This window comes from Haematospirillum jordaniae (assembly GCF_001611975.1).
GTDB classification, from domain to species: Bacteria; Pseudomonadota; Alphaproteobacteria; order Rhodospirillales; family Rhodospirillaceae; genus Haematospirillum; species Haematospirillum jordaniae.
The window spans coordinates 1,843,185-1,869,293 of the sequence record NZ_CP014525.1; the positions used below are offsets into that span (position 1 = coordinate 1,843,185).

Annotated in this window: 27 protein-coding genes and 1 tRNA gene; 8 read left to right on the forward strand and 20 right to left on the reverse strand. The window is 53.2% G+C overall.

Annotated features, from left to right (window positions below; all coding sequences use genetic code 11):
- Nucleotide 1: 1 nt before the first annotated feature.
- The 12 genes from nuoL to AY555_RS08765 form a co-directional block, all read right to left on the reverse strand.
- Nucleotides 2-1,933 carry an NADH-quinone oxidoreductase subunit L gene (gene nuoL, locus AY555_RS08710; protein ID WP_066135673.1) on the reverse strand — a complete coding sequence of 644 codons (1,932 nt, stop codon included), beginning with the start codon at nt 1,931-1,933 and terminating at the stop codon, nt 2-4.
- Between the two features lie 8 nt (nt 1,934-1,941).
- Entirely contained in the window at nt 1,942-2,253 is a 312-nt protein-coding gene (nuoK, locus tag AY555_RS08715; protein ID WP_066135676.1) for an NADH-quinone oxidoreductase subunit NuoK, read from the reverse strand.
- Entirely contained in the window at nt 2,253-2,861 is a 609-nt protein-coding gene (locus AY555_RS08720; RefSeq protein WP_066135679.1) for an NADH-quinone oxidoreductase subunit J, read from the reverse strand. Before AY555_RS08720 ends, nuoK begins: the two co-directional genes overlap by 1 nt.
- 93 nt (nt 2,862-2,954) lie before the next feature.
- Nucleotides 2,955-3,443, reverse strand: coding sequence for an NADH-quinone oxidoreductase subunit NuoI (nuoI, locus tag AY555_RS08725; protein ID WP_066135681.1), 489 nt, complete (start codon nt 3,441-3,443; stop codon nt 2,955-2,957).
- A 14-nt stretch (nt 3,444-3,457) separates the two neighbouring features.
- Entirely contained in the window at nt 3,458-4,474 is a 1,017-nt protein-coding gene (gene nuoH / locus AY555_RS08730) for an NADH-quinone oxidoreductase subunit NuoH (protein ID WP_066135683.1), read from the reverse strand.
- Entirely contained in the window at nt 4,467-6,536 is a 2,070-nt protein-coding gene (gene nuoG / locus AY555_RS08735) for an NADH-quinone oxidoreductase subunit NuoG (RefSeq protein WP_066135687.1), read from the reverse strand. The genes nuoH and nuoG overlap by 8 nt, the downstream gene beginning before the upstream one ends.
- 15 nt (nt 6,537-6,551) lie before the next feature.
- Nucleotides 6,552-7,829, reverse strand: coding sequence for an NADH-quinone oxidoreductase subunit NuoF (nuoF, locus tag AY555_RS08740; RefSeq protein ID WP_066135690.1), 1,278 nt, complete (start codon nt 7,827-7,829; stop codon nt 6,552-6,554).
- 1 nt (nt 7,830) lies between these two features.
- Nucleotides 7,831-8,430, reverse strand: coding sequence for an NADH-quinone oxidoreductase subunit NuoE (gene nuoE, locus AY555_RS08745; RefSeq protein WP_066135692.1), 600 nt, complete (start codon nt 8,428-8,430; stop codon nt 7,831-7,833).
- Nucleotides 8,427-9,611 carry an NADH-quinone oxidoreductase subunit D gene (locus tag AY555_RS08750; RefSeq protein ID WP_066135696.1) on the reverse strand — a complete coding sequence of 395 codons (1,185 nt, stop codon included), beginning with the start codon at nt 9,609-9,611 and terminating at the stop codon, nt 8,427-8,429. The genes nuoE and AY555_RS08750 overlap by 4 nt, the downstream gene beginning before the upstream one ends.
- Before the next feature lies 1 nt (nt 9,612).
- Entirely contained in the window at nt 9,613-10,260 is a 648-nt protein-coding gene (locus AY555_RS08755; RefSeq protein WP_066135699.1) for an NADH-quinone oxidoreductase subunit C, read from the reverse strand.
- A 27-nt stretch (nt 10,261-10,287) separates the two neighbouring features.
- Nucleotides 10,288-10,836 (reverse strand): NuoB/complex I 20 kDa subunit family protein, encoded by a 549-nt coding sequence (locus AY555_RS08760; protein WP_209315756.1) that lies wholly within the window; start codon nt 10,834-10,836, stop codon nt 10,288-10,290.
- Complete coding sequence (locus AY555_RS08765; RefSeq protein WP_066135705.1) at nt 10,827-11,192, reverse strand: NADH-quinone oxidoreductase subunit A; 366 nt, start codon at nt 11,190-11,192, stop codon at nt 10,827-10,829. Before AY555_RS08765 ends, AY555_RS08760 begins: the two co-directional genes overlap by 10 nt.
- Nucleotides 11,193-11,743: 551 nt before the next feature.
- On the opposite strand from AY555_RS08765, the gene AY555_RS08770 reads away from it, so the two are divergent.
- From AY555_RS08770 to AY555_RS08780, 3 genes are read left to right on the forward strand one after another with little or no spacing between them, the layout of a single operon-like run.
- Nucleotides 11,744-12,199 carry a type II toxin-antitoxin system RatA family toxin gene (locus tag AY555_RS08770; RefSeq protein ID WP_066135708.1) on the forward strand — a complete coding sequence of 152 codons (456 nt, stop codon included), beginning with the start codon at nt 11,744-11,746 and terminating at the stop codon, nt 12,197-12,199.
- Nucleotides 12,192-13,016, forward strand: coding sequence for a rhodoquinone biosynthesis methyltransferase RquA (gene rquA / locus AY555_RS08775; RefSeq protein WP_156483347.1), 825 nt, complete (start codon nt 12,192-12,194; stop codon nt 13,014-13,016). The genes AY555_RS08770 and rquA overlap by 8 nt, the downstream gene beginning before the upstream one ends.
- Nucleotides 12,982-13,188, forward strand: a complete 207-nt coding sequence (locus tag AY555_RS08780; RefSeq protein WP_066135711.1) for a SlyX family protein — start codon at nt 12,982-12,984, stop codon at nt 13,186-13,188. Before rquA ends, AY555_RS08780 begins: the two co-directional genes overlap by 35 nt.
- A gap of 63 nt (nt 13,189-13,251) precedes the next feature.
- Here the strand turns inward: AY555_RS08780 and AY555_RS08785 are convergent.
- A tRNA-Val gene (locus tag AY555_RS08785) sits at nt 13,252-13,327 on the reverse strand.
- Nucleotides 13,328-13,498: 171 nt separating this feature from the next.
- On the opposite strand from AY555_RS08785, the gene AY555_RS08790 reads away from it, so the two are divergent.
- Both AY555_RS08790 and AY555_RS08795 read left to right on the forward strand, forming a co-directional pair.
- Nucleotides 13,499-14,863, forward strand: a complete 1,365-nt coding sequence (locus AY555_RS08790) for a pyridoxal-phosphate dependent enzyme (protein ID WP_066135714.1) — start codon at nt 13,499-13,501, stop codon at nt 14,861-14,863.
- Nucleotides 14,864-14,885: 22 nt separating this feature from the next.
- Nucleotides 14,886-16,076 (forward strand): trans-sulfuration enzyme family protein, encoded by a 1,191-nt coding sequence (locus tag AY555_RS08795; RefSeq protein ID WP_066135717.1) that lies wholly within the window; start codon nt 14,886-14,888, stop codon nt 16,074-16,076.
- A gap of 43 nt (nt 16,077-16,119) precedes the next feature.
- Here the strand turns inward: AY555_RS08795 and smpB are convergent, their stop codons facing one another.
- Both smpB and dapA read right to left on the reverse strand, forming a co-directional pair.
- On the reverse strand, nt 16,120-16,608 hold the full coding sequence (gene smpB, locus AY555_RS08800; RefSeq protein WP_066135721.1) for an SsrA-binding protein SmpB: 489 nt from the start codon (nt 16,606-16,608) through the stop codon (nt 16,120-16,122).
- Nucleotide 16,609: 1 nt separating this feature from the next.
- Nucleotides 16,610-17,497 (reverse strand): 4-hydroxy-tetrahydrodipicolinate synthase, encoded by an 888-nt coding sequence (dapA, locus tag AY555_RS08805; protein ID WP_066135724.1) that lies wholly within the window; start codon nt 17,495-17,497, stop codon nt 16,610-16,612.
- Nucleotides 17,498-17,747: 250 nt separating this feature from the next.
- Here dapA and AY555_RS08810 point away from each other — a divergent pair, with 250 nt between their 5' ends.
- Nucleotides 17,748-19,733, forward strand: a complete 1,986-nt coding sequence (locus tag AY555_RS08810) for a lytic transglycosylase domain-containing protein (RefSeq protein ID WP_167798412.1) — start codon at nt 17,748-17,750, stop codon at nt 19,731-19,733.
- A 13-nt stretch (nt 19,734-19,746) separates the two neighbouring features.
- On the opposite strand, the gene AY555_RS08815 is transcribed toward AY555_RS08810, so the two are convergent.
- The 5 genes from AY555_RS08815 to folK form a co-directional block, all read right to left on the reverse strand.
- Entirely contained in the window at nt 19,747-20,601 is an 855-nt protein-coding gene (locus AY555_RS08815) for an alpha/beta fold hydrolase (protein WP_082811964.1), read from the reverse strand.
- Between the two features lie 62 nt (nt 20,602-20,663).
- Entirely contained in the window at nt 20,664-21,164 is a 501-nt protein-coding gene (locus tag AY555_RS11825) for a hypothetical protein (protein ID WP_156483348.1), read from the reverse strand.
- A 66-nt stretch (nt 21,165-21,230) separates the two neighbouring features.
- Nucleotides 21,231-23,402, reverse strand: coding sequence for a RelA/SpoT family protein (locus tag AY555_RS08825; protein ID WP_066135733.1), 2,172 nt, complete (start codon nt 23,400-23,402; stop codon nt 21,231-21,233).
- A gap of 173 nt (nt 23,403-23,575) precedes the next feature.
- Entirely contained in the window at nt 23,576-23,980 is a 405-nt protein-coding gene (gene rpoZ / locus AY555_RS08830) for a DNA-directed RNA polymerase subunit omega (protein WP_066135736.1), read from the reverse strand.
- A 92-nt stretch (nt 23,981-24,072) separates the two neighbouring features.
- Nucleotides 24,073-24,579: a 2-amino-4-hydroxy-6-hydroxymethyldihydropteridine diphosphokinase gene (folK, locus tag AY555_RS08835; protein WP_066135739.1), complete on the reverse strand. Its 507-nt coding sequence runs from the start codon at nt 24,577-24,579 to the stop codon at nt 24,073-24,075.
- Between the two features lie 192 nt (nt 24,580-24,771).
- Here folK and AY555_RS08840 point away from each other — a divergent pair, with 192 nt between their 5' ends.
- Nucleotides 24,772-25,446, forward strand: coding sequence for a LabA-like NYN domain-containing protein (locus AY555_RS08840; protein WP_082812094.1), 675 nt, complete (start codon nt 24,772-24,774; stop codon nt 25,444-25,446).
- Nucleotides 25,433-26,065 carry a uracil-DNA glycosylase gene (locus AY555_RS08845; RefSeq protein ID WP_322099078.1) on the forward strand — a complete coding sequence of 211 codons (633 nt, stop codon included), beginning with the start codon at nt 25,433-25,435 and terminating at the stop codon, nt 26,063-26,065. The genes AY555_RS08840 and AY555_RS08845 overlap by 14 nt, the downstream gene beginning before the upstream one ends.
- The last annotated feature ends 44 nt before the right edge of the window (nt 26,066-26,109 follow it).

Consider the following 26,109-nt stretch of genomic DNA (forward strand, 5'->3'; position numbering starts at 1 on the left):
CTTATCCTGCATGTCTGATGATATACCAGGTTACAAACACCGCTACGCCAAGAATCATGGCAAAGGCGTAATGGTACAGATAACCGGACTGCATCCGTGAAAACCGAGCCGCTATACTGCGTGTTGCAGCAGCAAGCCCATCAGGACCAACACCGTCGATCAAGGCCCCGTCTCCACCTTTCCAGAACCCGCGGCCAAGAACAAAGGCCGGACGCACAAAGATGCGGTCAAAAAGCTCGTCAAAGTACCACTTATTCAGAAGGAAGAGATACAGGGGACGCAGAGCCTTAGCGATGACACCGGGGACCTTGGGAGCAAACATGTAAAGGATGTAGGCCAGCACGATACCACCAACGCTCATATACAGTGGCATCAGCTTGACCCAAGAAGGAACGTGGTGGGCTGCACCGACAGTATCATGCCCTTCTAGGACCAGAATGGCATTTCCCCAGAAGCTGGAACGCGCATCCCCGACAAAAAGATCATAGCCAATCCAGCCAGAGAACACGGCCCCGACAGAAAGAACCAGAAGGGGGATCACCATAATCGCCGGGCTTTCATGAACATGGCTCATGACATAGTCATCAGCGCGCGGCTTCCCGTGGAACGTTAGAATAAGCAAGCGCCAAGAATAGAAAGCGGTCATGCCCGCAGCAGCAATCCCCATCCAGAAGGCATAAGTTCCAACAGCACTGTGGGCCGCAAAAGCCGTTTCCAAGATCATGTCCTTGGAATAGAAGCCGGCAAAGAACGGAATCCCGGCCAAGGCGAGAGAGCCAATCCACATCATCGTGTACGTGACGGGGATATGCTTCCAAATCCCCCCCATCTTGCGGATGTCCTGCTCATCAGACATGGCATGGATAACAGACCCAGCCCCCAAGAACAGAAGCGCCTTGAAGAAAGCGTGCGTCATCAGGTGAAAAATAGCTGCCTGATAAGCGGAAACACCAATAGCAAAGAACATATATCCCAGCTGGGAACACGTCGAATAGGCAATAACCCGTTTGATATCGTTCTGAACACACCCAACCGTCGCTGCAAAGAACGCGGTTGTTGCACCCACGACAGCAATGATAGCCAGAGCATCAGGGGCCAGTTCGAACAAGGGTGACATACGGCTGACCATAAAGACACCCGCCGTTACCATCGTTGCTGCGTGGATCAGGGCCGAAACCGGGGTTGGACCTTCCATGGCATCCGGAAGCCATGTATGCAGACCTAGCTGGGCCGACTTGCCCATGGCACCGATAAACAACAGAAAGCCAATGATGGTCAGTGCGTGCCATTCCGTTCCAAAGAAACGGACCGTGCTGTGCGCATGATCTGGTGCTGCTGCAAAGATTGTGTTGAATTCCACTGATCCAAACAGGAAATAGACACCAAAGATACCAAGGGCAAAGCCAAAGTCACCAACACGGTTAACGATAAAGGCTTTCATAGCTGCTGCACAGGCCGACTGTTTCTCGTACCAGAAACCGATCAGAAGATAGGACGCCAGACCAACGCCTTCCCAGCCGAAAAACAGTTGAACAAGGTTATCAGCCGTGACCAGCATCAACATCATGAAGGTAAACAGCGACAGATAGGCCATAAACCGGGGAATGGATTTATCATGGTGCATATATCCACATGAATAGACATGCACCATCGACGAAACACCATTCACGACAATCAGCATAACCGCCGTCAAGGTGTCGAAGCGCAGAGCCCACGACACCTGAAAGTCGCCCGATGAAATCCACTTCAGGAGCTCAACCGTGACAGGCTTTTGCCCAATGGCAACTTCAAAGAAAATAGCAACCGACAGCGCTGCTGATAAAAGAACAGCGGATGTGGTAACCACTTGGGCACCGGTATCTTTCAACCAGTGGCGGAAGAACCCGGCGATTATGGCTGCCAGCAGAGGCAGAAATATGGCTGCGACGTACATCTGCTTTCTCAGCCCTTCATCTGGTTGATGTCTTCAACAGCGATTGAACCCCGGTTACGGAAGAACACAACCAGGATCGCAAGACCAATAGCGGCTTCAGCAGCGGCAACTGTCAAAATGAATAAGGTAAACACCTGACCGACCAAATCTCCCAGAAAGGAGGAAAAGGCGACCATGTTGACATTGACGGCCAAAAGCATCAGCTCGATCGACATCATGATAATCACGACATTCTTGCGGTTCAGGAAAATCCCGACCACACCCAGCACGAAGAGTATCGCGCCGACTGTCAGATAATGCGACAGACCAATCTGTAGCATCAGATCCCTCCCCTGGTCGGAACTTTTTTCAGCTCTACCGTACGCCCACGATCAAGCTGGCGGGTAATGTTCTGCTTTCTCACACCCGGACGCACACGATGCGTCAACATGATGGATCCAATCATGGCCACAAGAAGCACAAGACCAGCGGCCTGGAACAGATAGATGTAATCTGTATAGATCAGGTTACCCAAGGCCGCAGTGTTATGAACCTCCGAGAGCGGCGGAATAGGAGCTTCGCGCACCGACTGAACATCCGGCGACAAGGCCCATCCACCCATTACTGCAACAATCTCCGCCAAAAGAATGGCACCAATTGCAACGCCGACCGGCATGTATTCGGCCATTCCCTCGCGCAGACGCAGTGTATTGAGATCCAGCATCATCACGACAAAAAGGAACAGCACCGCAACCGCACCGACGTAAACGACAACCAGCAACATCGCCAGAAACTCGGCACCGAGGAGGATAAACAAACCGGCGGCATTAAAGAACGTCAGTATCAACCAAAGCACGGAATGAACCGGACTACGGGCCGTGATTACCATGGCAGCACTGAAAATGGCCACCACGGTAAAAAGATAAAATGCCAAGCCCTGCAGGATCATCGGTCCCCCTTCCCGAATACGCCGGGTACATAAATCAGACAGTGCATTTTCCAAACCTTGAGAAGATATCCCACATAGAGCGGGTCTTCTGAATCAGCGATACGGGGCATCAAGTTCAATCCGCTTTGCCAGTTCTTTTTCCCAGCGGTCACCATTGGCAAGCAGCTTATCCTTGTTGTAGAGCAGCTCTTCTCGTGTTTCCGTGGCAAACTCGAAGTTCGGTCCTTCAACGATGGCATCAACCGGACACGCTTCCTGACAGAACCCACAGTAGATGCATTTGGTCATATCAATGTCATAGCGCGTGGTACGGCGGCTTCCATCGTCCCGCGGCTCAGCCTCAATCGTAATAGCTTGGGCCGGGCAGATGGCCTCACACAGTTTACAGGCAATACAGCGTTCCTCGCCGTTTGGATAACGGCGCAAGGCATGTTCACCGCGGAAACGCGGGCTTAACGGCCCTTTTTCCATCGGATAATTAATGGTGACCTTGGGCTTGAAGAAATACTTCAAGGTCAGTCCCATACCCTGCAGAATCTCCGTCAGCAGGAAAGACCGGACAGTACGGTCAATAAAAGCCATTGTCCCTCTCCTACTCAGGCCAGCGGCGACCAGCCGGTCATTTTCAACACTGCAGCCGTCAGGACCAGCCAAATCAGCGAGAAGGGAAGAAAAACCTTCCACCCCAAGCGCATAAGCTGGTCATAGCGGTACCGCGGAAACGCCGCACGAGCCCAGATAAATACATAAAGAAGCAACACCACCTTGATAAAGAACCAGATTGGCCCAGGTATCCAAGTGAAGATCGGTAGATCAGCCGGCGGCAACCATCCTCCTAGGAACAAAGTTACCGTCATCCCGCTCATCAGGATCATGTTGGCATACTCGCCCAAGAAAAACAGGGCAAACGTCATGGCCGAGTATTCGACGTTATAACCGGACACAAGTTCTGCCTCGGCTTCGGGCAGATCAAAAGGATGGCGGTTTGTTTCAGCCAGTGTCGATATGAAGAAAACAACGGCCATAGGCAGATGCAGGACAATGAACCAGACACTATTCTTCTGTGCCATCACAATATCTGTCAGGTTGAGTGAGCCAACCGTCAGAAGAACAGAAATCATGATCAGGCCCATTGCCACTTCATAGGACACCATCTGCGCTGCCGAGCGCATCGCCCCAAGAAAAGCATAGCGAGAATTAGACGCCCAACCCGCCATGATAATGCCGTAAACACCCAGCGAGGAAATTGCGAAAAGATACAAAATCCCAACATTGAGATTGGCGAGAACCCACCCGTCGTTGACAGGGATCACGGCCCAAGCCACAACAGCCAGAAAGAATGTGACCATTGGTGCCATAATAAAGACAGCACGGCTGGCACCAGTTGGAATGACAGTTTCCTTGAGAAACAGCTTCACGCCGTCGGCTATCGGCTGCAACAAGCCAAAGGGACCAACCACGTTTGGGCCACGACGCATCTGCATCGCCCCGATCACCTTGCGTTCAAGCAAGGTCAAATAGGCCACGGCAAGTAGCAGCGGCACAATAATAGCCAGACACTGGGCGACAATTATAACGCCAGGCCAGACGTATCCTTGCCAGAGTTCATCCATGGGTCCCGGTCTTCCGCTGTTGGTTGCCGTTTACGTATACCTCCGTACATTCAGCCATTGTGGCCGACGCACGGCTGACAGGATCTGTCATGTAATAATTCCTGATCGGGCTCGCGAAGGGAGCAGCCTCAACCGGTCCACTTTGACCAAGAGGACTCCACGTTGCAGGCGGGGGGGCCGCGTCATCATCAAATACAGGACTGACAGCTGTCATCCGGTCGCGAACCTGGGCAAGCGTATCTTGTGGAAGCTTACGCCCGATAACCTCGGACAAGGCTCTTATAACAGTCCAGTCTTCCCGCGCCTGACCGGGAGGGAAAACGGCCCGGGCCGTACGTTGCACAACACCCTCTGTATTCAGGTACGTCGCACTTTTTTCCGTATAGGCGGCTCCAGGCAGAATGACGTCGGCACGCATGGCACCGGCATCACCATGGCTGCCTTGGTAAACGACAAAAGCTTTGCCAAGGCGTGTCATTGGCAGTTCATCTGCCCCCAAGAGATACACAAACTCGATCTCTCCCTTCTCGGCACCGGACAAGATGCCTTCCAGATCACGCCCGTTTGGTCCTGGGACAAAGCCCAGCTCCAATCCGCCAACGCGTGCGGCCACAGTGTGCAGAACATTGAAGCCATTCCAGTCAGCACGAACCATGCCTGTGCTTTCGACCAGCTTTGAAACCAAGGCAAGTACAGCTTTACTGTCCTTCCGGGTCAGTGCCCCCATACCGAGGATCAGCATCGGCTTTTTGGCCGCCTTAAGGACACCCATAAAATCATGGCGCCCGTCAAGAAGGGCTTGCAGGGTCTCTGGCCCCGTACCCAGATGCTGATAGCGATACGTCAGATCAACCTGCGGCCCAACAGCTGCGATCTTGACCTGCCCCGTCATATAACGTTTGCGAATGCGAGCGTTAAGAACGGGCGCTTCCCACCGCGGATTGGTTCCAACCAGAAGGATGGCGTCCGCTTCATCAATGCCGGAAATCCCGGAGTTAAACTGCCACGAAAGGCGATTGTCGGGATCAAGAGCAGCGCCGTCCTGACGACATTCCAGACTGCGGCTTCCCAGAGCTGACATCAGATCCTTGAGCATGATCATGGCCTCGGCATCGGCCATATCACCCGCAATGGCGGCCATGCGGTTTCCGCTCATACCCCGGATCCTAGCAGCTATCGCAGAGAATGCCTCTTGCCACGTTGCGGGGACAAGCTTTCCATCTCTGCGAACATAGGGCGTATCAAGACGCTGGCGGCGTAAACCATCAATGGCATGGCGGCTTTTGTCACCAAGCCACTCTTCGTTAACCGATTCATTCAGGCGAGGAAGAACCCGCAATACCTCATTGCCACGCGCATCAATACGAATATTGGCACCAATCGCATCAAACACGTCGATGCTTTCCGTTTTCTTGAGCTCCCAAGGACGGGCATTGAACGCATAAGGTTTGGATGTCAGCGCGCCAACAGGGCACAGATCAACCAGATTGCCGGATAGCTCGGAACCGATGGCTTTTTCCACATAGGTACCGATCTCCATGTGTTCCCCGCGATTAACCCCGCCAAGGTCAGGAACACCGGCAACTTCCTGCGCAAAGCGTACACACCGGGTGCACTGTATGCAGCGGGTCATTTCTGTGGCCACCAAGGGCCCCATATACTTGTCCTTGACCGCCCGCTTGCCTTCCCGGTAACGGGAACGATCATAGCCAAAGGCAACAGCCTGATCTTGCAGATCACATTCCCCACCCTGGTCACAGATCGGGCAATCCAGCGGATGGTTGATCAGCAGGAACTCCATCACACCCTTGCGGGCCTTCACAGCCATCGGGCTGTTGGTCTTCACCACCATGCCATCGGCAACAGGCATTGCACAGGATGCTGCAGGCTTTGGTGGACCTGGCTGCACTTCAACTAGGCACATACGGCAGTTTCCGGCAATGGACAGGCGCTCGTGGTAGCAAAAACGGGGAATCTCAATCCCGATTTGCTCCGCTGCCTGCAAAATTGTTGTACCGGCCGGTACTTCAACTTCGATGCCGTCAATCGTCAGCTTGGGCATAACCCTGTGCACTCCCTATTCAGCAGCGACGGCCCGACGACCGAGGCGAGCCTCGATCTCCGGCCGGAAATGACGGATCAACCCTTGGATTGGCCATGCTGCCGCATCTCCAAGGGCACAAATGGTGTGCCCCTCAATCTGCTTTGAAACATCAAACAGCATGTCAATTTCCCCAACATCGGCATTACCCTTGGCAATACGCTCCATGACACGCCACATCCACCCGGATCCCTCGCGGCACGGCGTACACTGCCCGCAGCTCTCATGCATATAGAACTTTGCAAGGCGGGTAATAGCGCGAATGATGTCCGTAGACTTATCCATCACAATAACAGCAGCAGTACCAAGCCCCGACTGAACGGCACGCAGGCTGTCAAAGTCCATCAACACGTCGTCACAGATATGCTTCGGCAAAACCGGAACCGAGGAGCCACCGGGAATCACAGCCAGCAGGTTGTCCCAACCGCCGCGGACACCACCACAATGCTTCTCTAACAGCTCCTTGAGCGGGATGCCCATCTCTTCTTCGACGTTACACGGCTTGTTGACGTGTCCGGAAATACAGAACAGCTTGGTCCCTGTATTGTTTGGACGCCCCAACCCCGCGAACCATTCTCCACCGCGGCGCAGGATAGTCGGCGCAACCGCAATAGATTCCACATTGTTGACCGTCGTCGGACATCCGAACACGCCAACGCCAGCCGGAAACGGAGGCTTCAGGCGTGGTTGACCTTTTTTCCCCTCAAGGGAGTTTATAAGGGCTGTTTCTTCACCACAGACGTACGCACCCATTCCACGGTGGATATAAAGGTCAAAATCCCACCTGGAGCCACAGGCATTCTTGCCGATAAGCCCGGCAGCATAAGCTTCGTCTATAGCCTTCTGGAGAGCCTCGGCCTCACGATAAAACTCCCCGCGGATGTAGATATAGGCAGCCTGGGCCCGCATTGCAAAAGACGCTATCAAACATCCTTCAACAAGCTTGTGAGGATCATGACGCATAATGTCACGGTCCTTGCAGGTTCCCGGTTCACCTTCGTCGGCATTGACGACCAAGTAGTGTGGTCGTTCACCGACTTCTTTTGGCATGAACGACCACTTTACCCCGGTAGGGAAACCGGCACCACCACGACCACGCAGGCCAGATTGCTTCATCTGCTCGATGATCCAATCACGGCCTTTCTCAAGAATAGCCTTGGTATTATCCCAATCACCACGGGCACGGGCACCGGCAAGGAACGGATCCTTGATCCCGTAAAGGTTAGTGAAGATACGATCACTGTCTTTCAACATATCAGGCACCTCCCTTCAGCGTGGTCGGCCCACCTTCGGGGCAGGAGGTCTGACGGCCGGTTTGCGAACCAACCTTGACCGGTTTTCCATCCTTCAGGGACTGAAACAAGGATTTAGCGTTTTCGTAGGTCAGATCCTCGAAGTAGTCATCACCAATCTGGGCAACCGGCGCATTGACACATGCACCGGCGCACTCAACCTCTTCCAGGGTTGCCTCGGCACAGGACTGACCAAACGCAATGCCGAACACCTCTTCTGCCGCGCGCTTCACATCATCGGAGCCACGCAGCCAGCACGAAATGTTTGTGCAAAGCTGAACATGGTGTTTCCCGACCGGGCGCAACCGATACATGGTGTAAAAGGTCGCAACCTCATACACTTTGATGGGTGGTATCTCCAACATACCGGCGATGTAGTCCATGGCTGCACGTGAGAGCCACCCGTCCTGCCGTTGTGCCAAATCCAGAAGAGGCATAACAGCACTGCGCTGGCGTCCGGCGGGATATTTGGCAATAAACGCCTTGGCCTTGGCCATCATGTCCGGCGTGAAAGCAAACGTATCCGGCTGGGGTACGTTGGGATCTGGATAGTGCGAACTCATCGGTCAATCTCGCCGAAAACAACGTCAATGGAACCAATAATGGCAGGAATGTCGGCCAGCATGTGGCCTTTTGACATCATGTCCATCGCCTGAAGATGCACATATCCGGGAGAACGGATCTTGCATTTATAAGGACGATTTGTGCCGTCGGACACAAGGTAGACCCCAAACTCACCCTTCGGTGCTTCGGTTGCAGCATAGGTTTCACCCTCCGGAACACGAAAGCCCTCGGTGAACAGCTTGAAGTGATGGATCAAGGCTTCCATCGATGCCTTCATCTCACCACGGCGTGGGGGTGTCGCTTTCCTATCATCTGTTTTGACCGGACCCCGCACTTTTTCCAGCCGGTCCAGGCACTGGTGTACAATGCGCAAAGACTGGTGCATTTCTTCAACGCGAACCAGATACCGATCATAGCAGTCGCCTGTCTGACCAATCGGAATATCGAAGTCCATATCCTCGTAGGAATCATAAGGCTGCGCCTTACGCAAATCCCAAGCGATCCCCGATGCACGCAAGTTAGGGCCGGTAAAGGCCCAGTCCAAGGCCTGCTCAGGCGTGACGACCGCGATATCAACCGTTCTTTGCTTGAAGATACGGTTGTTGGTAATCATAGTTTCCATATCACGAACGTAGGCAGGAAACTCATGTGCCCACTGCCGGATACGACCGGGAAGATCCGCCGGCATATCCTGTGAAACGCCGCCCGGCCGAAAATAAGCCATGTGCATACGTGCGCCACAAACAGCTTCACAATACTCAAAAAGCTTTTCCCGCTCTTCAAAAGCCCAGAGCATTGGCGTCATTGCCCCAACGTCCATGGCATAGGAAGGTACGTTCAGCAGATGGTTGGCAATGCGCACGAGTTCAGCAAAAAGCGTGCGGATAAGTTTTGCACGCTCCGGCACCTCAATGCCCAGCAGCTTCTCGACGGCCAAGACGTAGGAATGCTCCATGTTGATCGGGGAACAGTAATCAAGACGATCAAAATAGGGCAAGGCCTGTACATAGGTCTTGTGCTCGATCAGCTTTTCGGTACCCCGATGCAAAAGACCGATGTGAGGATCAGCACGGTCTACAATCTCACCATCAAGCTCAAGAACCAAGCGAAGCACACCATGGGCTGCCGGATGCTGCGGACCAAAGTTGATGTTCAGGTTTTTGATCTGCTGTTCTGCCATATTACTTTTCCCCGGCTTTTGGCGGTTCAACGCCGGCTTTTTCATCACCGGGAAGCCAGCGACTGGTCATGTTTTCCCACGGGCTTAGGAAGTCAAACGTACGGAAATCCTGCGCCAACTTGACAGGTTCATAAATCACGCGCTTCTGGTCTTCGTCATAGCGCATCTCAACATATCCCGTCAGAGGGAAGTCCTTGCGCAAGGGATGCCCCTGAAAACCATAGTCGGTCAGAATACGCCGAAGGTCCGGATGCTCGGCAAAAAAGATTCCGTACATGTCCCAGACTTCGCGCTCAAACCAGTTTGCAGCCGAGAACACTGACGTGATGGACGGCACAGGCGTCTCTCCGTCAACCATACACTTGACCCGAACCCGCTGGTTATGTGTCATAGACAGCAGGCAGTATACAATCTCGAACCGGTTCTCCCTCTCGGGATAGTCGACAGCGGTCAGCTCGACCATCTGCGTGAACTTGCAAGTCGCATCGTCACGCAAGGCCGTCATCACCCTGATGACACTGGTAGGATTGATGGTTACCACCAGCTCCTGCCTTACCACAGCAACAGAGACGACATCATCGGGCAACATGGCCGCGATGTGCGCTCCCAGATCTTTCAGGGCTTGTACCTGGTCTTCGGTCAGCTTCATCGTCTTGTTCCGACTGTCTTTCACGTATCAGCGGTGAAGGCCGCCTGTACGGCGGATTTTCTTCTGCAACTGCATAATCCCGTATACCAGCGCCTCGGCTGTTGGCGGGCAACCGGGAACGTAGATATCAACAGGCACAATCCGGTCACATCCACGCACAACAGAATAGGAGTAATGGTAATACCCGCCACCGTTGGCACAGGAGCCCATGGAAATAACCCAGCGTGGCTCGGCCATCTGGTCATACACCTTGCGCAAGGCAGGTGCCATTTTGTTGGTTAATGTGCCAGCAACGATCATGACATCAGACTGGCGCGGACTCGGACGCGGTACCACGCCCAAACGGTCCAAGTCATAACGAGGCATGTAGGCGTGAATCATCTCCACAGCACAGCATGCAAGTCCGAACGTCATTGGCCACAGAGAACCAGTACGCGCCCAGTTGACAAGGCTGTCCACGGAGGACAGCAGGAAACCACGTTCCTGCAAGGCATCATTGACCGTCTGGACAAAGGAATCACCCTGCCCGGAAGGCGTAACCGGAACACCGGCACCGGATTGTCCGCTCACTCCCATTCGAGGGCCCCTTTCTTCCATTCATAAATAAAGCCGATGGTCAGCACGCCAAGGAAGATCATCATCGACCAGAATCCCAGCAAACCAATGTCTCCGAAGCTAACAGCCCACGGAAACAAGAAGGCAACTTCCAAGTCAAAAATGATAAAAAGGATAGCGACCAAGTAGTAGCGAACGTCAAACCGGGCCCGCGCATCGTCAAATGCCTCGAAGCCACACTCGTAGGCCGAATCCTTTTCAGGATCAGGTCGCTGGGGAGCAACAATACGGGATGCCAAGATGGCAATCCCTGAAATAGCGACTGCGATTCCGAGGAAAATCAGAATCGGCAGGTATTCGCGGAGCAGATCCTCCATGAGTGGCTCCAACCTCCTGCTACAGCGGATAGTGTGGCATCAGGATAAAGACACTGGAGGATACAACGGATTCCACACAGACTAAACAGCCTGCATCAAACGAAACCGGAGGCAGAACCATAGATTCCGCCCGAAGTATCCACACATCTCCTGTACAACACACAACCACCCGCGTGCTTCTCTCCAAAATGCCGCACGGGCCCAGCTTGCGCTGGAACGTCGCCATACTAACCCAGACACACGACCTGATCCAACGGACAGGTCATCGATCTGTTACAAACTTCCCCCCAGACACATAAGGAATGCTTTGCGGTGAAGCTTGATGAAAAACCCGGAAAAAACGGGCCCATACGGAAACGGCGTGATGTAATCCGGGTGATTGTCACAAGTCAAGAAAACATGCGTATTGACAGGTGTGTTTTCATCTCGTCACAAGGAGAGTGTCGTCAAGCGTTACGCATCACACTCCGATCATATGTCTGCTCGAAACCACAACACCCGCCAAACCTCACCGGGCTGACATGCCCCGTAAAAATAAAGGGGGCACGACAATGACATCCCTGACTGTTGGCAAGAAGGTTCCTCATAAAGCAGCACAATTATTTGCCCTGGTTGCAGATGTTGCCCGTTACCCTGAATTTGTACCTTTCTGGCAGGCGGTTCGTGTAAAAAGCGCGACGGATAAACACTACAAAGCCGAACAGATACTGAGAGCCGGCCCTTTGCGCTATAGTTTCCACACAGACACGTTTCTGGACTATCCCTCATCAATTTCTGTACGAAGTCAGGAAGCACCGTTCCGCTTCATGTTTCTCGACTGGACGTTTGCGCCTGAGCCACACGAAAAATGCCTGGTAACACTTCACGTGGATTTTGACTTCCGCTCCGGAACCCTGAACACACTCTCCGGTCTTTTTTCCGAGTCATCAATCCAGCGTATTGTTGATGCCTTCGAGAAAAGAGCGGATGCGCTCTATACAAAGACCGAGGCGAAGACCCATGCCTGATGGAAATAGTGGCCCCGCACGCATCGCGTCAGAAATAGATGAATCGCTGGTACCAAGCTATCTCAAGGAAACCTACACATGGGCCTATCTTTCACCACTTGGCACGCGTTTCTTTGATCACCAAGCGATCGTCAACACGATCTTGTGGGGCAATGCCTCGCGTCTGTGCAAATGGGCTTGCCAAGAAATACAGCCTGGTAACCGCGTCCTGCAACCAGCGGCCGTTTACGGAAATTTCTCGCGCATGCTGGCCAATGCTGTTGGCCCGGACGGTGTGCTGGATATATGTGATATTGCGCCCATTCAAGTCAGGCTTACGGCGCGTAAAGTGCAAGACATTAACCATGCACACGTCTATCAGCACGATGCCCGCCAGCCTTCCAAAAAGCGCTATGACTCGATAGTATGCTTTTTTCTTTTGCATGAAATTCCGGAGCAGGACAGGCCTTGCATTGTAGGAAACCTTCTCGAGAGCCTTGGGCCTTCAGGACGTTGCATTTTTATAGATTACCATCGCCCTGCCCGATGGCATCCCCTGCGCCCCGTTCTGTCGGCTGTTTTCCATTACCTGGAACCCTATGCCAGCAGCATGGTCGCGCATGAAATTTCACATATATGTGCAGGAATGGAAGGCTGGCTGTGGAAAAAAGAAACATGTTTTGGCGGACTTTATCAGAAGACAATAGCGCAGCGCTGCCAGCTCAGCTCGCAAAACATAACGAAAGAGAGTTCATTTCTTGTTACCGGAAACGAAATACCCAAACAAAAAGATGATGCCATCCATGACGACAGAACACGAACTGCTTCACCGTATTGATGAGCTGGAAATTCACGTGGCGCATCTTGAAAAGACACAACAAGAGTTGAGTGATGTTATGGCCCGCCAATGGGATACCGTCACGTCCCTTACTAAAACGGTAAATGCACTGCGGAACATGCTGGATGCACTGGAACCATCTCATGAATCACGCAAGCCCCCACATTACTGAGGAACAAGGATCATGTGACTTTACTTCTGGATACATCAGTCCGGTCGGCTTTTGATCCGGAAATGGTGGGCGGTGAGAGTCTCGAACTCCCGACATTCGCCGTGTAAAGACGACGCTCTACCAACTGAGCTAACCGCCCCACCTGTCGATGCGGAGGAGTAGATAGCCCACTGGCTTCTTGTTTGCAAGAAAAGATTTCGGTCTTCTGGGGGAAAAACAAAGGCATTCTGCCGTTATTATCGTTTTCTCTCGATTGACCTGTGGTATCTATCGCCCTGCCCTTTTGGCTGTATATTTCAGGAGCGACTTCGTGAAGACCTGTCTGGACCTGATTGGCAACACCCCCCTGATTGAACTGATGTCTTTTGAGACAAAAGGATCACGTCTTTTTGCCAAGATGGAGAACCATAATCCCGGAGGATCCATCAAGGATCGCATCGGCCTGAGCATGGTTCGATCCTTTGAAAAAACAGGGGATCTTAAACCTGGCGGCACTTTGGTGGAAGCTACGGCCGGAAATACCGGGCTTGGGCTGGCCTTGGTAGCGGCAACCCGTGGATATCGGTTAATCTTGGTCATTCCCGACAAAATGAGCAAAGAAAAGGTACAGCACCTGAAAGCCATGGGTGCAGAAATTGTTATGACGCGCTCTGATGTAGAAAAGGGACATCCGGATTATTACCAAGAAAAGGCTGAACGCCTTGCTGCCAGCATCCCGGGCGCTGTCTATGTGAACCAGTTTGCCAACCCAGCCAACCCGGCAGCTCACGAGGAAACAACCGGCCCTGAAATCTGGGAACAGATGGAGCACGATGTTGATGCTGTGGTGTGTGGTGTTGGCTCGGGTGGCACCCTGACCGGGTTGTCACGTTTTTTCAAACGGGTCAGCCCCAAAACGCGTATTGTGCTGGCTGACCCACGCGGCAGTATCCTGGCTGAATACATCCGGAGCGGTAAAATCGGACAGGCCGGAAGCTGGCTGGTCGAAGGGATAGGCGAAGATTTCCTCCCTCCTATTGCCGACCTCTCAAACGTTTCACATGCCTATACGATTGGTGACCGGGAGGCCTTTGAAACCGCACGCTCCCTGCTTCGGCATGAAGGAATACTGGGGGGATCCTCCTGCGGCGTCCTTCTGGCTGCTGCATTACGTTACATTCAGGAGCAGGACAAGCCGCAGCGTGTGGTCACCTTCGTGTGTGACAGCGGCAACAAGTACCTGTCAAAAATGTTCAATGACCAATGGATGGATGAGCACGGCTTCCTGGACCGCTTGAAACACGGTGACCTCCGTGACCTGATCAGTCGCAGCCACCAGCGTGGGGAAACCATCACCGTTGGACCGGATGACACGTTGAAAACAGCCTGTAACCGGATGAAACAAGCCGATGTTTCCCAGTTGCCTGTCTTGTCAGGCGACAGACTTGTTGGCGTACTGGATGAGTCCGATATCCTTCTCGCAGCCTTGGATGATCCGGATACCTTGGCCGATACTGTATCCTCGGCAATGACAAAAAATCCGGAAACCGTTCTGCCATCTGCCACTCTCAGGGATCTAGTGCGCCTGTTCAACCATAACCGGGCCGCGTTGATCGTCGGGTCCGATGGAACATTCCACGGACTGATTACCCGCATAGACTTGATTACTCACCTGCGCAATCGGCTTGATACCTGATCTGCTGACGGAGCCTTTCCCGATGTCCTCCCACTCTTCGAACCATTCTAGGGGCTTTTCCACACGTGCCGTGCACGCTGGGCAGGCCCCTGACCCCTCGACCGGGGCCGTTATGACCCCGATTTATGCCACCTCCACCTATGCTCAAAGCAGCCCCGGGCAACACAGCGGGTGGGAATATTCAAGATCCGGCAACCCGACACGGCGTGCCTTTGAAGATTGCCTTGCCAGCTTGGAATCCGGTGCCCGCGGCTTTGCCTTTGCCTCTGGCCTGGCTGCCGAGGCTGCCATTCTTGACCTTCTTGATCCTGGCGCACATATCATAGCTGTTGATGACCTGTATGGAGGAACGTACCGCCTGCTCGAACGTGTTCGCAAACGTACGCAGCATATCGGAGTTTCGTATGTTCCTGCCGATAACATCGATGCCCTGCGGGATGCTATCCAAACTGATACCAGAATGATCTGGGTTGAAACCCCGACCAATCCCCTGCTGAAGATTGCTGACCTAGCTGCCATTGGAACCCTTGGGCGCAAACACGGTATCCTGACCGTTGCCGACAACACGTTTGCTTCACCAGCCCTGCAGCGCCCGCTGGAACTGGGCTTTGATCTGGTTGTGCATTCTGTCACCAAGTACCTGAACGGGCATTCCGACATGGTTGGGGGAGCTGCTGTAACATCGTCTGACGCACCGGAACTTTCAGAACGACTTGAATTTCTGCAAAATGCATCGGGTGCTATTCTGTCCCCCTTTGACAGCTTCCTAGCCCTGAGGGGATTGAAGACGCTTCCCTTGCGGATGGAGCGTCACTGCCGTAGCGCCATGACCTTGGCTACCTTCCTGTCAGGACACAAGCTTGTTGACCATGTCTGGTACCCGGGCCTTCCCGGGCATGCTGGGCACAGCATTGCACAGCGGCAAATGACAGGTGGGTTCGGGGGCATGATATCCATTCGCCTGAACACAGATCTGGCTGGAACCAGGCGTTTCCTCGAAGGTTTGGAGGTCTTTACCCTGGCTGAGTCCCTCGGTGGCGTTGAAAGCTTGGTCAATCATCCGGCCTTGATGACGCACGCCAGCTTGGGAGAAGAACGCAGGCAGGCCTTGGGGATTACTGACAGCGTTGTCCGGTTATCTGTCGGGGTAGAAGACCCGGATGATCTGATTGTGGATCTGGAGCAAGCCTTGGCCGCCATCAATCCCGGTTGAAACAAAGGAGGCTGCATCCGGAACCCGGTTGCAGCCTTTTCTCTTACCCCTTGTCGCGCATCAGCCTTTGCTTCTGGCGGTTCCAGTCTCTTTCCTTGACCGTCTCCCGCTTGTCTCCCTTCTTCTTGCCGCTACCCAAGCCAAGCTGAAGTTTGGCAATGCCACGATCATTGAAGTACAAGGACATCGGAACCAAAGACATGCCCTGCCGCGCCAACGCGGCAAGAAGACGCCGCGCCTCCTTGCGATGCAAAAGAAGCTTCCGGGGACGCCGTGTTTCATGCGAGAAGGGAGACTTAGACTGGTATTCGGGGATATAGGCGTTGTAAAGCCAGACATCGATCCCATCACCCATACGCCCCGCATAGGCCTCGGTAATATTACAATGCCCGTGCCGCAAGGACTTTACCTCGGTCCCGGTCAGGACAATCCCAACTTCGAAAGTATCACTGATCGCATAGTCGAAACGCGCGCGACGGTTCTGAGCAACAGGCCCCTTGCTGATGAGGCCATTCCCGGAAGGCTTTGACATATCAGGAAACAGCCTCCAGAAGGCCGGCATCCGTCATAGCCGCACGCACACGTTCCCGAGCATTCTGACTGGCTGGAACCAAGGGGAGGCGGACACGGTCCGAACAATGCCCCAACAGGCTGGCAGCATACTTGACCGGGGCTGGATTGGTTTCACAAAACAATGCACTGTGTAATGGCACAAGACGATCGCGCAAGGAATTTACCTTTTCCATGTTTCCCTCTTGCCAGGCGCGGTGCAGATCAGCACACAGGCGAGGGGCAATATTTGAAGTTACGGATATACAGCCATGCCCACCCTGGGCCAGAAAGGCAACCGCTGTATGATCATCCCCAGAGAACTGGCAAAAATTAGCACCAAGGGCAAGGCGCAGCTGCACCGGACGCGACAGGTCAGCCGTGGCATCCTTGATACCGGCTATCCTCGGCAACTCAGCAAGACGCTTCATTGTGTCCAGTGACATGTCCACAACGCTGCGCCCGGGGATATTATAAATAAACACAGGCAGTTCACAGGAGTCGTGTATTGCCTTGTAGTGTTGGTACAGCCCCTCCTGTGTGGGCTTGTTATAGTAGGGCGTTACAACCATAACCGCGTTGGCACCAACCTGTTCTGCGTACTGTGCGCGCTCTATGGATTCAGCAGTACAATTGGTGCCCGATCCAGCCATGACGACAGCACGGCCAGAGGCCGCCTCCACACACAACCTCAGAAGCCTTTTATATTCGTCTGGGCTGAGTACTGGCGTCTCTCCTGTTGTTCCGGCCGGAACAAGGCCATTGGTACCTTTGTCGACTTGCCACACGACAAAGTCCTGAAAGGCCCGCTCGTCAACAGACCCATCCACAGAAAATGGGGTAATCAGGGCTGTAAAAGACCCGCTGTACATGGTTGGCTCCGTCAGGCATGGTTTGTTCGGGCACATCAAAGGCCCCAAGCCAAGGCAAGACAATAACGATCCATCAATCCAGGGGCAAGCATTCCTGGACCATGAATTCTGCGAAAACAAGAAATACACAGCATGTTGCTGTCATGGAAATTCCATATGCCACAGCGCGTCCTATCTGCTATACAGCCAAAAGTATAGAGTTGTTCCGGAAAGCAGGGCAGGCCCTGCAAACTTGGGGGCAGACCGAGCGTTGCTTATCTTACGGGATATATGGAATTCCGTCGCGGTTCTGGCTTTTATTGCCGGGCTGCAGGTATCAACTTCGTCAGTCTTGGCATCTGTTCATTTCAGTGGGTTGAACGCTGGGGATCAGGTTCTATATACACGAGCCTTATCGGATGCGGATTCTGACCGATGGGGCGATGCCCTGCGCAATGGACAGCTTGCTGACAACCCGGTGCTTGTGAACTATCTCAGGTGGCGCTGGCTCACAGATAACGATAGCACCCCAAGCTTTTCCGATGTCCGCGACTTCATCGCAAAATATCCAGACTGGCCCATGATGTCGGTCCTGCAGCGCAAGGCTGAGGAACGAATGACAGGCGATGAGGCCCCCGAAGATCTTCTGAAATGGTTCCGGGCTTGGCCACCACGGACAGGGCGTGGCCGTATGTTTATGGCCGAAGCACTTCTGGCCACAGGCAGGAAGGGCGAAGCCGAGGAGTTGATCCGTGACACATGGATCAGTTACGGCCTGGCACGAAGCGACGAAACCCGTCTGCTCGCCCGGTTCGGGAAGTGGCTTCGAAGTCAGGACCACAGAAAACGCCTTGATGAGCGCCTGTGGGCTGGGGATCTTGGCGATGCCCGTTTCCTTCTGAAGGAGCAACGGATCGATTCCGATACCCGCGCGGTTGCCTTGGCCCGCATCGCGCTGCAGGAACGCTCTGGCGCCGCAGATAAGCTTGTGCGTAACGTTCCCCGCAACCGCGCCGACGACCCGGGCTTTGTCTTTGACCGCATGGTGTTCCGACGCCAGAAAAACCTGGAAGAGTCTGCTGCCGAACTTCTTGGTCATCCCTCTGCGGACAAGGGAAAACCGGATCTATGGGCAAAAGAGAGACTGGTCCTAGCCAGAGCGATGCTCGACAAGGGAAATTATCGCAGGGCCTATGACATGGCTCGTAGGCATGCCATTCAAGGTGGAGCCGTCTACGCAGATCTAGAATGGTTGGCAGGGTGGATTGCTCTACGCTTTCTCGATCGCCCCAAAATGGCACTGCCCCATTTTCGCAATGTTGCATCGGCCGTCAGCTTTCCCATCAGTGTTGCCCGGGCCCACTACTGGATCGGGAGAACCCTAGAAACACTTGGTGATAGCACAGAAGCAAAGAAGGCTTATCTCCGGGCTGCCGATGAGCCGACAACCTTCTACGGCCAGCTGGCAGCCGAGCGTACGGGCACCATACCGTCGCTGCCTCCTGCTCCAAGGGCTTCCGGCGACGAGAAGGAAACTGCCAGCGCACGGTCGCTGACCCTTACAGCCTTGGCTTTGGCCTCCTTGGGACGGCAGCAGGAGATGATGCCGTTCCTTATTCGCCTGATCGAAGATGCCAAAACACCGGGAGAGAGGGCTATTGCCCTGAACATCGCACGCGAAGCCGGAACAGAGGCCGGTGTCGCAATCGCGCGCCGCGCAGCACAAAAAGGGCATCACGACCTAGATACGGCATACCCCCTGCCCGATTTTACGTTACCTGATGGTCCGGAAAAGGCATTAATTCTTGCTGTTATTCGCCAAGAAAGTAACTTTGGTACCGGCGCAATCAGTGCGGCCGGCGCCCGCGGTTTGATGCAGTTAATGCCTTCCACGGCCAAAGCTGTGGCCAAGCAGCGCGGTGTGGCCATGAAAAGCAGCGAGATACTGAACCGGGATCCAGATCTGAACGTTTCATTGGGATCGCATTATCTCTCGACGCTTTTGAAGCGTTTTGATGGGTCCTATGCCATGGCTATTGCAGCCTATAACGCAGGGCCAGGACGCCCTGCCCGCTGGGCCCGTGAATATGGAGACCCACGCACCCGAGAAATTGATATGCTTGACTGGATCGAACGCATTCCATTCCCGGAAACACGCAACTACGTGCAAAGGGTTATGGAAGCTACGGCTGTTTATCGCTATCGTCTGGGATACACCCAGAACGCCTTCCGGATCGGCCGTGATTTGGGACGTTGATGAACATGATAATTCACAGTATTGAGGCAATCCAGCTTCTTACAAGGTCTATCTGATCCTCTTTCATAAGAGATGGCGCATGGCCGCATTCTTTGACTTCAATAACCGTAGTACCGGGGCGCATGCTCATACGGTGCGCTGTTTCACGGGATAAAAGACCGGATCGTTCACCTCTTAGAACCAGCACGGGTATTGTCAGACTTTCCCATACGGGCCATAGCTCAACATCCTGACCAGCTGTTGCCTGCAATGAAAGCCCGATAGCCGGGTCGTAATGAAAACGAAACCCCCCACTTTCTGGATCTGACTTGATAGAAGATTGCACCAAGTGATCTTGGCGGGATTCCGGGATCGGGCCAAAATCTGCATACCGATCAAGTATCTGTGCTTTTGCAGCAGAATAGTCAGAAAATAAGGGGGTATCCCCTACATAATTACGGATGCTCTCTAATGACGCATCTTCAATGAATGGCCCCACATCATTCATAATAAGGTATTGAACAGGTGATCCGGGAAGGGCTGCCATAAACATACCGATAAGCCCGCCCATGGATGTTCCAATCCATAGAGTAGGAGGAGAGCCAAAGCGGGATATCAACGTTGTCATATCAGACAGATAACACGGGTAGGCATAACCAGCAGGATCTACAAGCCAATCGGATTGACCTCGGCCCAAAATATCCGGACACACGACATGATAACGGGGTGCCAACGCATGAGCCAGGAAATCGAAATCTCTCCCGGAGCGCGTCAATCCATGAGCGCAGACAACAAGTGGATGCTCTGACCGTCCCCACTCGACCCAGGCCATACGTCGAAAGCCCTCCGGCCGCAGGCACAAGGTAGTTCCTGAGTGCGGCTCAGGCATCTGGGCATCTCCTAAACAGAGAATGGCGCTTCGATACTACAGGGAAACCGGACGCAACGGGACTAGCGGCTTGCCGTACGGGATTCCTGCCCGGAAACCTTGCACTGTGGAAGGCCGTCATCTTGGGCTGGCATGGAAGATACGGCAAAATGCTTCAGACTCTCGGCTGTTTCCAAGGCATTAACGGCATCAAGAACCTTGGCCGCATCCTGACAATACGAAACAACTCCCTGACTACGAATAGATGCATCGTTGGCAAGGCGGGTCATAAAACGGTCGAAATGATAAGTAGAGTTCTTCCCGTAAGACCGCTTGAAGTAACCGCGCAACTCATGGGCGTTACTCGATAACGTGCTGCTGTGGGCTTGGACGTAACGGCCATAACTATCACGAAGGCCGGCCCCACTATTTCCACACTTTAGGGCCGCAACCATCAGCTCAACATGAAGTTGACGAACGCGAATCGCCTCATCATCAGCCTTATGAAGGCATGACGAAGCAAAGACGCTCTCTGACAGAAGAGAAAGAGCAAAGAATCCAGCAGAGAAAAAAGAAGTCCTCACGCGTTCACCATAAAAACGATACTACAATTAAAAGGCATCATATTGCCTTATCCATCACGAGCACAATTACTTTCTTGCCCTCTCGACCGAGCTGACAGATGGAGTTGCCCTAAGAGCTGCTATTATATTAATAAGATGTTTCACGTCACGAACATCAATATCAACAATCATATCAAAGAACTCAGCCGTACGACCCGTTATCTTGAGGTTTGTTATATTTCCCATATTCTTGGCTATTATGGTTGATAGAACACCAAGACTACCCGTTTCATTAGAGACAACAAGGTTAACACGCCCAATGTAATTCTGCCCTGTCCCCTCCTGATCCCAAGCCAAGTCAAGCCACCGCTCGGGCTGGTCTGAAAATGGCCCCAATTGTTCGCAATCAATCGTATGGATTGTAACACCCTTTCCGGTTGTTACAATGCCAACAATACGATCACCGGGAAGAGGGTGGCAGCATTTTGCATAATGGAGCGCCATTCCCGGAATCAATCCCTTAATGGCAACAGCATGCCTTCTGCTGCCGTTCTTCTCTCGATGGCGACCATCCAAATGCCGGGGCCGAGGCAGTGTATCTTCAACAGGTTTGGCCATGCGAAGACCGGGGTAAACGGCCAGCACCACTTCCCGCCCAGTATGTATCCCCTCCCCCACATGGGCACAGAGGTCATCAACTGTATCAACCTTGAATTTTTTCAGAACGACAGACAACGCCTTGTCTGTCATCTCGTACCCTTCATCACGGAAGGCTTGAGACAGAATTTTACGCCCAAGCTCCGTATGCTGGTCTTTCTGCTGGTTGCGGATATAGCGCCGAATCCGGGCACGCGCCTTGCCGGAAGCAACAAAACGCTCCCATTCGGGATTGGGCGTTTGCTTGGGACTGGTAATAACCTCGACTTGATCACCATTGGACAAAATGGAACGCAGGGGAACGATCCGGCCATTCACCTTTGCCCCAACACAGGTATCACCAACGTGCGTATGCACCGCATAAGCAAAATCAACCGGCGTTGCGCCTCCCGGCAGGGCGATAAGATCGCCCTTGGGTGTAAAGCAGAAAACCTGATCCTGAAACATCTCCAGCTTGGTATGTTCCAGAAATTCCTCTGGATTGGTTGCATGATCCAATATTTCAAGCAACTCACGCACCCAACGATACTGCCGCCCATCTGTCATCGTCCCGGCGGCAGGAACAGTCACCTGCTTGTAATTCCAGTGTGCCGCAACACCCATCTCTGCGATATCATGCATGGCATGCGTTCGGATCTGGATCTCAATCCGGTGGCGCTGGGGCCCAATAATACCAGTATGGAGAGACTGATAGCCATTAGGCTTGGGCGTTGAAATATAGTCCTTGAAACGCCCTGGAACCATGGGATAGGCCGCATGAAGCAACCCAAGAGTCCGGTAACAGTCTTCCACCGAAGGAACAAGAACCCGGAAGGCCATAATATCCGATAGTTGCTCGAATGCGACATCCTTGCGCTGCATCTTGCGCCAGATGGAACAGGGCGTTTTTTCCCTGCCTGATAATGTTGCCTGGACACCCCCATGGGCCAACGTATCACGAAGCTCACCAATCACGCGCGAAACCAGATCTCCACCCTGCTCTTCAAGGTAACGCAAGCGTGCCACAATCGAGGCATGCGCATCGGGATGCAGCTCTGCGAACGCGCTCTCTTCAAGTTCAACCTTGAACTCCTGCATGCCTATACGCTCGGCCAAGGGAGCGTATATTTCCATGGTTTCCAGAGCAATACGACGACGCTTTTCCGGCTTCTTGATGTAGTGTAGCGTACGCATATTGTGCACGCGATCAGCAAGCTTTACGAGCAGAACGCGAATGTCTTCGCTCATAGCAAGAAGAAGCTTGCGGAAGTTCTCTGCCTGCTTCGTCTGGTCCGACTGAAGCTCTATACGGGCCAGCTTGGTCACGCCATCAACAAGACGCGCCACGTCCCCGCCAAAAAGGCGGGTAACCTCATCAAGGGTTACATCGGTATCCTCGATCGTATCATGAAGAAGAGCCGTAATGATGGTCGCGGTATCAAGGCGATAGCGTGTAAGAATACCAGCAACTTCAACAGGATGAGAGAAATACGGGTCCCCACTTGCCCGTAACTGTGATCCGTGCCTTTGGACCGCGAAAACATAGGCACGATTGAGGGCATCCTCGTCCGCTGTCGGATCATAGGCCTTGACGCGCTCAACAAGCTCATACTGCCGCATCATTTGCCAAGCACCTGTTTTTTCTTCTAGATCAGGCCCATAGCATGTCCGACACAAGAAACCGGTCAACACACACCAAGGGCAGAACAAGAAAGGGCTGCATACCCATAACCATGGTATTACAGCCCTTTCAGTAACACAAATACTAACCCAAGATTTATATCAAAATACGACCATCAACCTTCTTCATCAAAGTCATTGTCCTGCATGACGAAGGCACCTTCTCCTTCTGTCTCTGCACTATCTTGGACAGTCAGCGTATCGTCTGTATCATCCAAGATAATCATGGAACCAATCTCCCCGACCGCTTCAACAGAGAGGCTGCCAAAGTCGTCATCTTCAGGCTCATCAACCTCGACGTGACGCTGCAGCCCCTGGATAAGGGCGCTCTGCAGGCTATTCACGTCAACCTTGTCTTCTGCGATTTCCCGAAGAGAAACAACGGGGTTCTTATCATTGTCACGCTCGACAAGCACAGGAGCCCCGGACGATATCTGCCGTGATCTTTGGGCAGATACAAGAATCAGATCGAAGCGATTGGGTACCTTGACAACACAATCCTCAACGGTAACTCGGGCCATCGGGCTCTCCCGCAAACAGAACAAGGGACAAAATGGAGGACAGATAAGTCTGCCTGTATAGACGAGTGTTCACCCCCTGACAAGAACCATCCTTACTGCGCGGCAAGGCAACGAATTTCCTGTGAAGGATCCAAGGCAGCCATCATATCGGGGATACATGCCCCTGAAACCGGGTGAATCCAGTTCGGAGCGATTTCCTGCAAGGGAAACAAGACAAAAGCCCTCTCATGCAGTCGTGGGTGCGGTAACCGCAACTCCTCTCCGCCTTTCTCACCAACGGCGTAAGTATGATAGGCCAAAAGATCAAGATCTATGACCCTGGAAGCATTGGGCTCAGAACGAACCCTGCCCATTACACTCTCAATACGATGCAAGAGGTTCAGAAGATCACGGGGCGGTAGGTCTGTGTCAACCTGTACAACGGCATTGACGTACCATGGCTGTTCGGATCGTGGCACAGGAGCACTCTCCCACAGGGAAGAACGCTGCGTAACAGGCACACCATGCTGTTCAAGCAATATAATAGCTGCATCGAATGCTTGGGCAGGGGAACCACAAGGCCCTGTAAGATTGGCCCCAAAAGCAACAAAAACAGACACTAGAAACGCTCCCTGTCCTCGATATCCATAACGATACTGGTGATGAATACTGCAAAATTGTTGATTCTGCCTGCAGCCCCGTTGACCTCCCTTAACACTGGGCTATAACCTTCACAGAAGTTAATGACAGTACGTATTGCCACCGTTCCGGCATCACAAGGCCTGACCGAACATACTGAAGGAATAAAAGACATGATTTTTTACCCTGCCGAACGTATTGCCCTGTTTATTGATGGATCCAGCCTGTATGCGGCAGCCCGGGCGCTGGGCTTTGATATAGATTATCGCAAGCTTCTGGACCTGTTTGCAACCAAGGGACGCCTTATCCGGGCCTTCTACTACACCGTACTGATTGAAGACCAAGATTACTACGCGGCTAAATCACCGGCTTCACCGGTTCCACAAACCAAATCCCCTTACTCATCTATCAAGCCCCTTGTCGACTGGCTCGACTATAACGGCTACACAATGGTTACAAAGCCTGCGACAAAGGAATATATAGACGCATCCGGCCGACGCAAGGCACGGGGAAGCATGGATATCGAAATGGCCGTTGACGTCATGGAAATGTCCGAGCATCTGGACCACGTTGTCCTGTTCTCCGGCGATGGCGATCTGCGCAGACTTGTCGAAGCTGTCCAGAAACGTGGGCTGCGTGTGACGGTTGTTTCAACGGTCAAGTCCGCATCGCCAATTGCCTCGGATGATCTTCGCAGACAAGCCGACAACTTCCTGGAACTTCTGGACCTTGAACCACTGATTTCCCGCAGCGGTATTGTTCGCCAAGATGAGCGCCAGCATTACCAAGTTCATGGCACAGCACAACAGGATGCATCTGTTACGCAAGATGAAAATGCTGCTTCCTGATCACAACTGCTCTCTGTGCCCACGTCTGAGCCATTATATTGCTGAGGCACGGGCAACAAACCCGGGCTGGTTCAATGGACCCGTGCACCCTTTTGGCGACAGGAATGCACGGCTGCTTATCGTTGGCCTCGCTCCCGGGCTACGTGGCGCCAACCGCACAGGCCGACCTTTTACCGGTGATTTCGCTGGTGAGGTTCTTTATCCAACCTTGGTAAAATATGGCTTGGCGCAAGGTGTCTTCCGGGCGGACCCATCTGATGGACTGGAACTATCCGGGGCCCGCGTGACCAATGCAGTCAAGTGCGTTCCTCCTGAGAATAAACCAACGCCTGAAGAACAGCGACAGTGCCGCCACTTTCTTGCCGCTGATATCGCCGCTATGCCTGACTTACGGGCTATTCTTGCATTGGGCCGCATCGCACACGATTCTGTCTTGACGGTCCTGAATGAGAGAAGGTCCCAGTGGCCGTTCGCCCATGGACGCATACACCATATTCCAGGCAAGACTGTCGTTGTGGATACCTATCATACCTCACGCTACAACGTGAATACAGGGCGTCTGACACTTGATATGTTTGAGCGTGTTATTGAGTCACTTTTGCCGATACTTGACGCATAAAAGAATGCCGGTGCCTTGAGATAAAAGCCCCGGCATTCTTTACG

Bases quoted from the DNA above. Each gene is read 5' to 3' on its own strand.
- nuoL (WP_066135673.1), bottom strand. From the start codon at position 1,933: ATGTACGTCGCAGCCATATTTCTGCCTCTGCTGGCAGCCATAATCGCC.
- nuoK (WP_066135676.1), bottom strand. From the start codon at position 2,253: ATGCTACAGATTGGTCTGTCGCATTATCTGACAGTCGGCGCGATACTC.
- AY555_RS08720 (WP_066135679.1), bottom strand. From the start codon at position 2,861: ATGATCCTGCAGGGCTTGGCATTTTATCTTTTTACCGTGGTGGCCATT.
- nuoI (WP_066135681.1), bottom strand. From the start codon at position 3,443: ATGGCTTTTATTGACCGTACTGTCCGGTCTTTCCTGCTGACGGAGATT.
- nuoH (WP_066135683.1), bottom strand. From the start codon at position 4,474: ATGGATGAACTCTGGCAAGGATACGTCTGGCCTGGCGTTATAATTGTC.
- nuoG (WP_066135687.1), bottom strand. From the start codon at position 6,536: ATGCCCAAGCTGACGATTGACGGCATCGAAGTTGAAGTACCGGCCGGT.
- nuoF (WP_066135690.1), bottom strand. From the start codon at position 7,829: ATGTTGAAAGACAGTGATCGTATCTTCACTAACCTTTACGGGATCAAG.
- nuoE (WP_066135692.1), bottom strand. From the start codon at position 8,430: ATGAGTTCGCACTATCCAGATCCCAACGTACCCCAGCCGGATACGTTT.
- AY555_RS08750 (WP_066135696.1), bottom strand. From the start codon at position 9,611: ATGGCAGAACAGCAGATCAAAAACCTGAACATCAACTTTGGTCCGCAG.
- AY555_RS08755 (WP_066135699.1), bottom strand. From the start codon at position 10,260: ATGAAGCTGACCGAAGACCAGGTACAAGCCCTGAAAGATCTGGGAGCG.
- AY555_RS08760 (WP_209315756.1), bottom strand. From the start codon at position 10,836: ATGGGAGTGAGCGGACAATCCGGTGCCGGTGTTCCGGTTACGCCTTCC.
- AY555_RS08765 (WP_066135705.1), bottom strand. From the start codon at position 11,192: ATGGAGGATCTGCTCCGCGAATACCTGCCGATTCTGATTTTCCTCGGA.
- AY555_RS08770 (WP_066135708.1), top strand. From the start codon at position 11,744: ATGACATCCCTGACTGTTGGCAAGAAGGTTCCTCATAAAGCAGCACAA.
- rquA (WP_156483347.1), top strand. From the start codon at position 12,192: ATGCCTGATGGAAATAGTGGCCCCGCACGCATCGCGTCAGAAATAGAT.
- AY555_RS08780 (WP_066135711.1), top strand. From the start codon at position 12,982: ATGACGACAGAACACGAACTGCTTCACCGTATTGATGAGCTGGAAATT.
- AY555_RS08795 (WP_066135717.1), top strand. From the start codon at position 14,886: ATGTCCTCCCACTCTTCGAACCATTCTAGGGGCTTTTCCACACGTGCC.
- smpB (WP_066135721.1), bottom strand. From the start codon at position 16,608: ATGTCAAAGCCTTCCGGGAATGGCCTCATCAGCAAGGGGCCTGTTGCT.
- dapA (WP_066135724.1), bottom strand. From the start codon at position 17,497: ATGTACAGCGGGTCTTTTACAGCCCTGATTACCCCATTTTCTGTGGAT.
- AY555_RS08815 (WP_082811964.1), bottom strand. From the start codon at position 20,601: ATGCCTGAGCCGCACTCAGGAACTACCTTGTGCCTGCGGCCGGAGGGC.
- AY555_RS08825 (WP_066135733.1), bottom strand. From the start codon at position 23,402: ATGATGCGGCAGTATGAGCTTGTTGAGCGCGTCAAGGCCTATGATCCG.
- rpoZ (WP_066135736.1), bottom strand. From the start codon at position 23,980: ATGGCCCGAGTTACCGTTGAGGATTGTGTTGTCAAGGTACCCAATCGC.
- AY555_RS08840 (WP_082812094.1), top strand. From the start codon at position 24,772: ATGATTTTTTACCCTGCCGAACGTATTGCCCTGTTTATTGATGGATCC.
- AY555_RS08845 (WP_322099078.1), top strand. From the start codon at position 25,433: ATGCTGCTTCCTGATCACAACTGCTCTCTGTGCCCACGTCTGAGCCAT.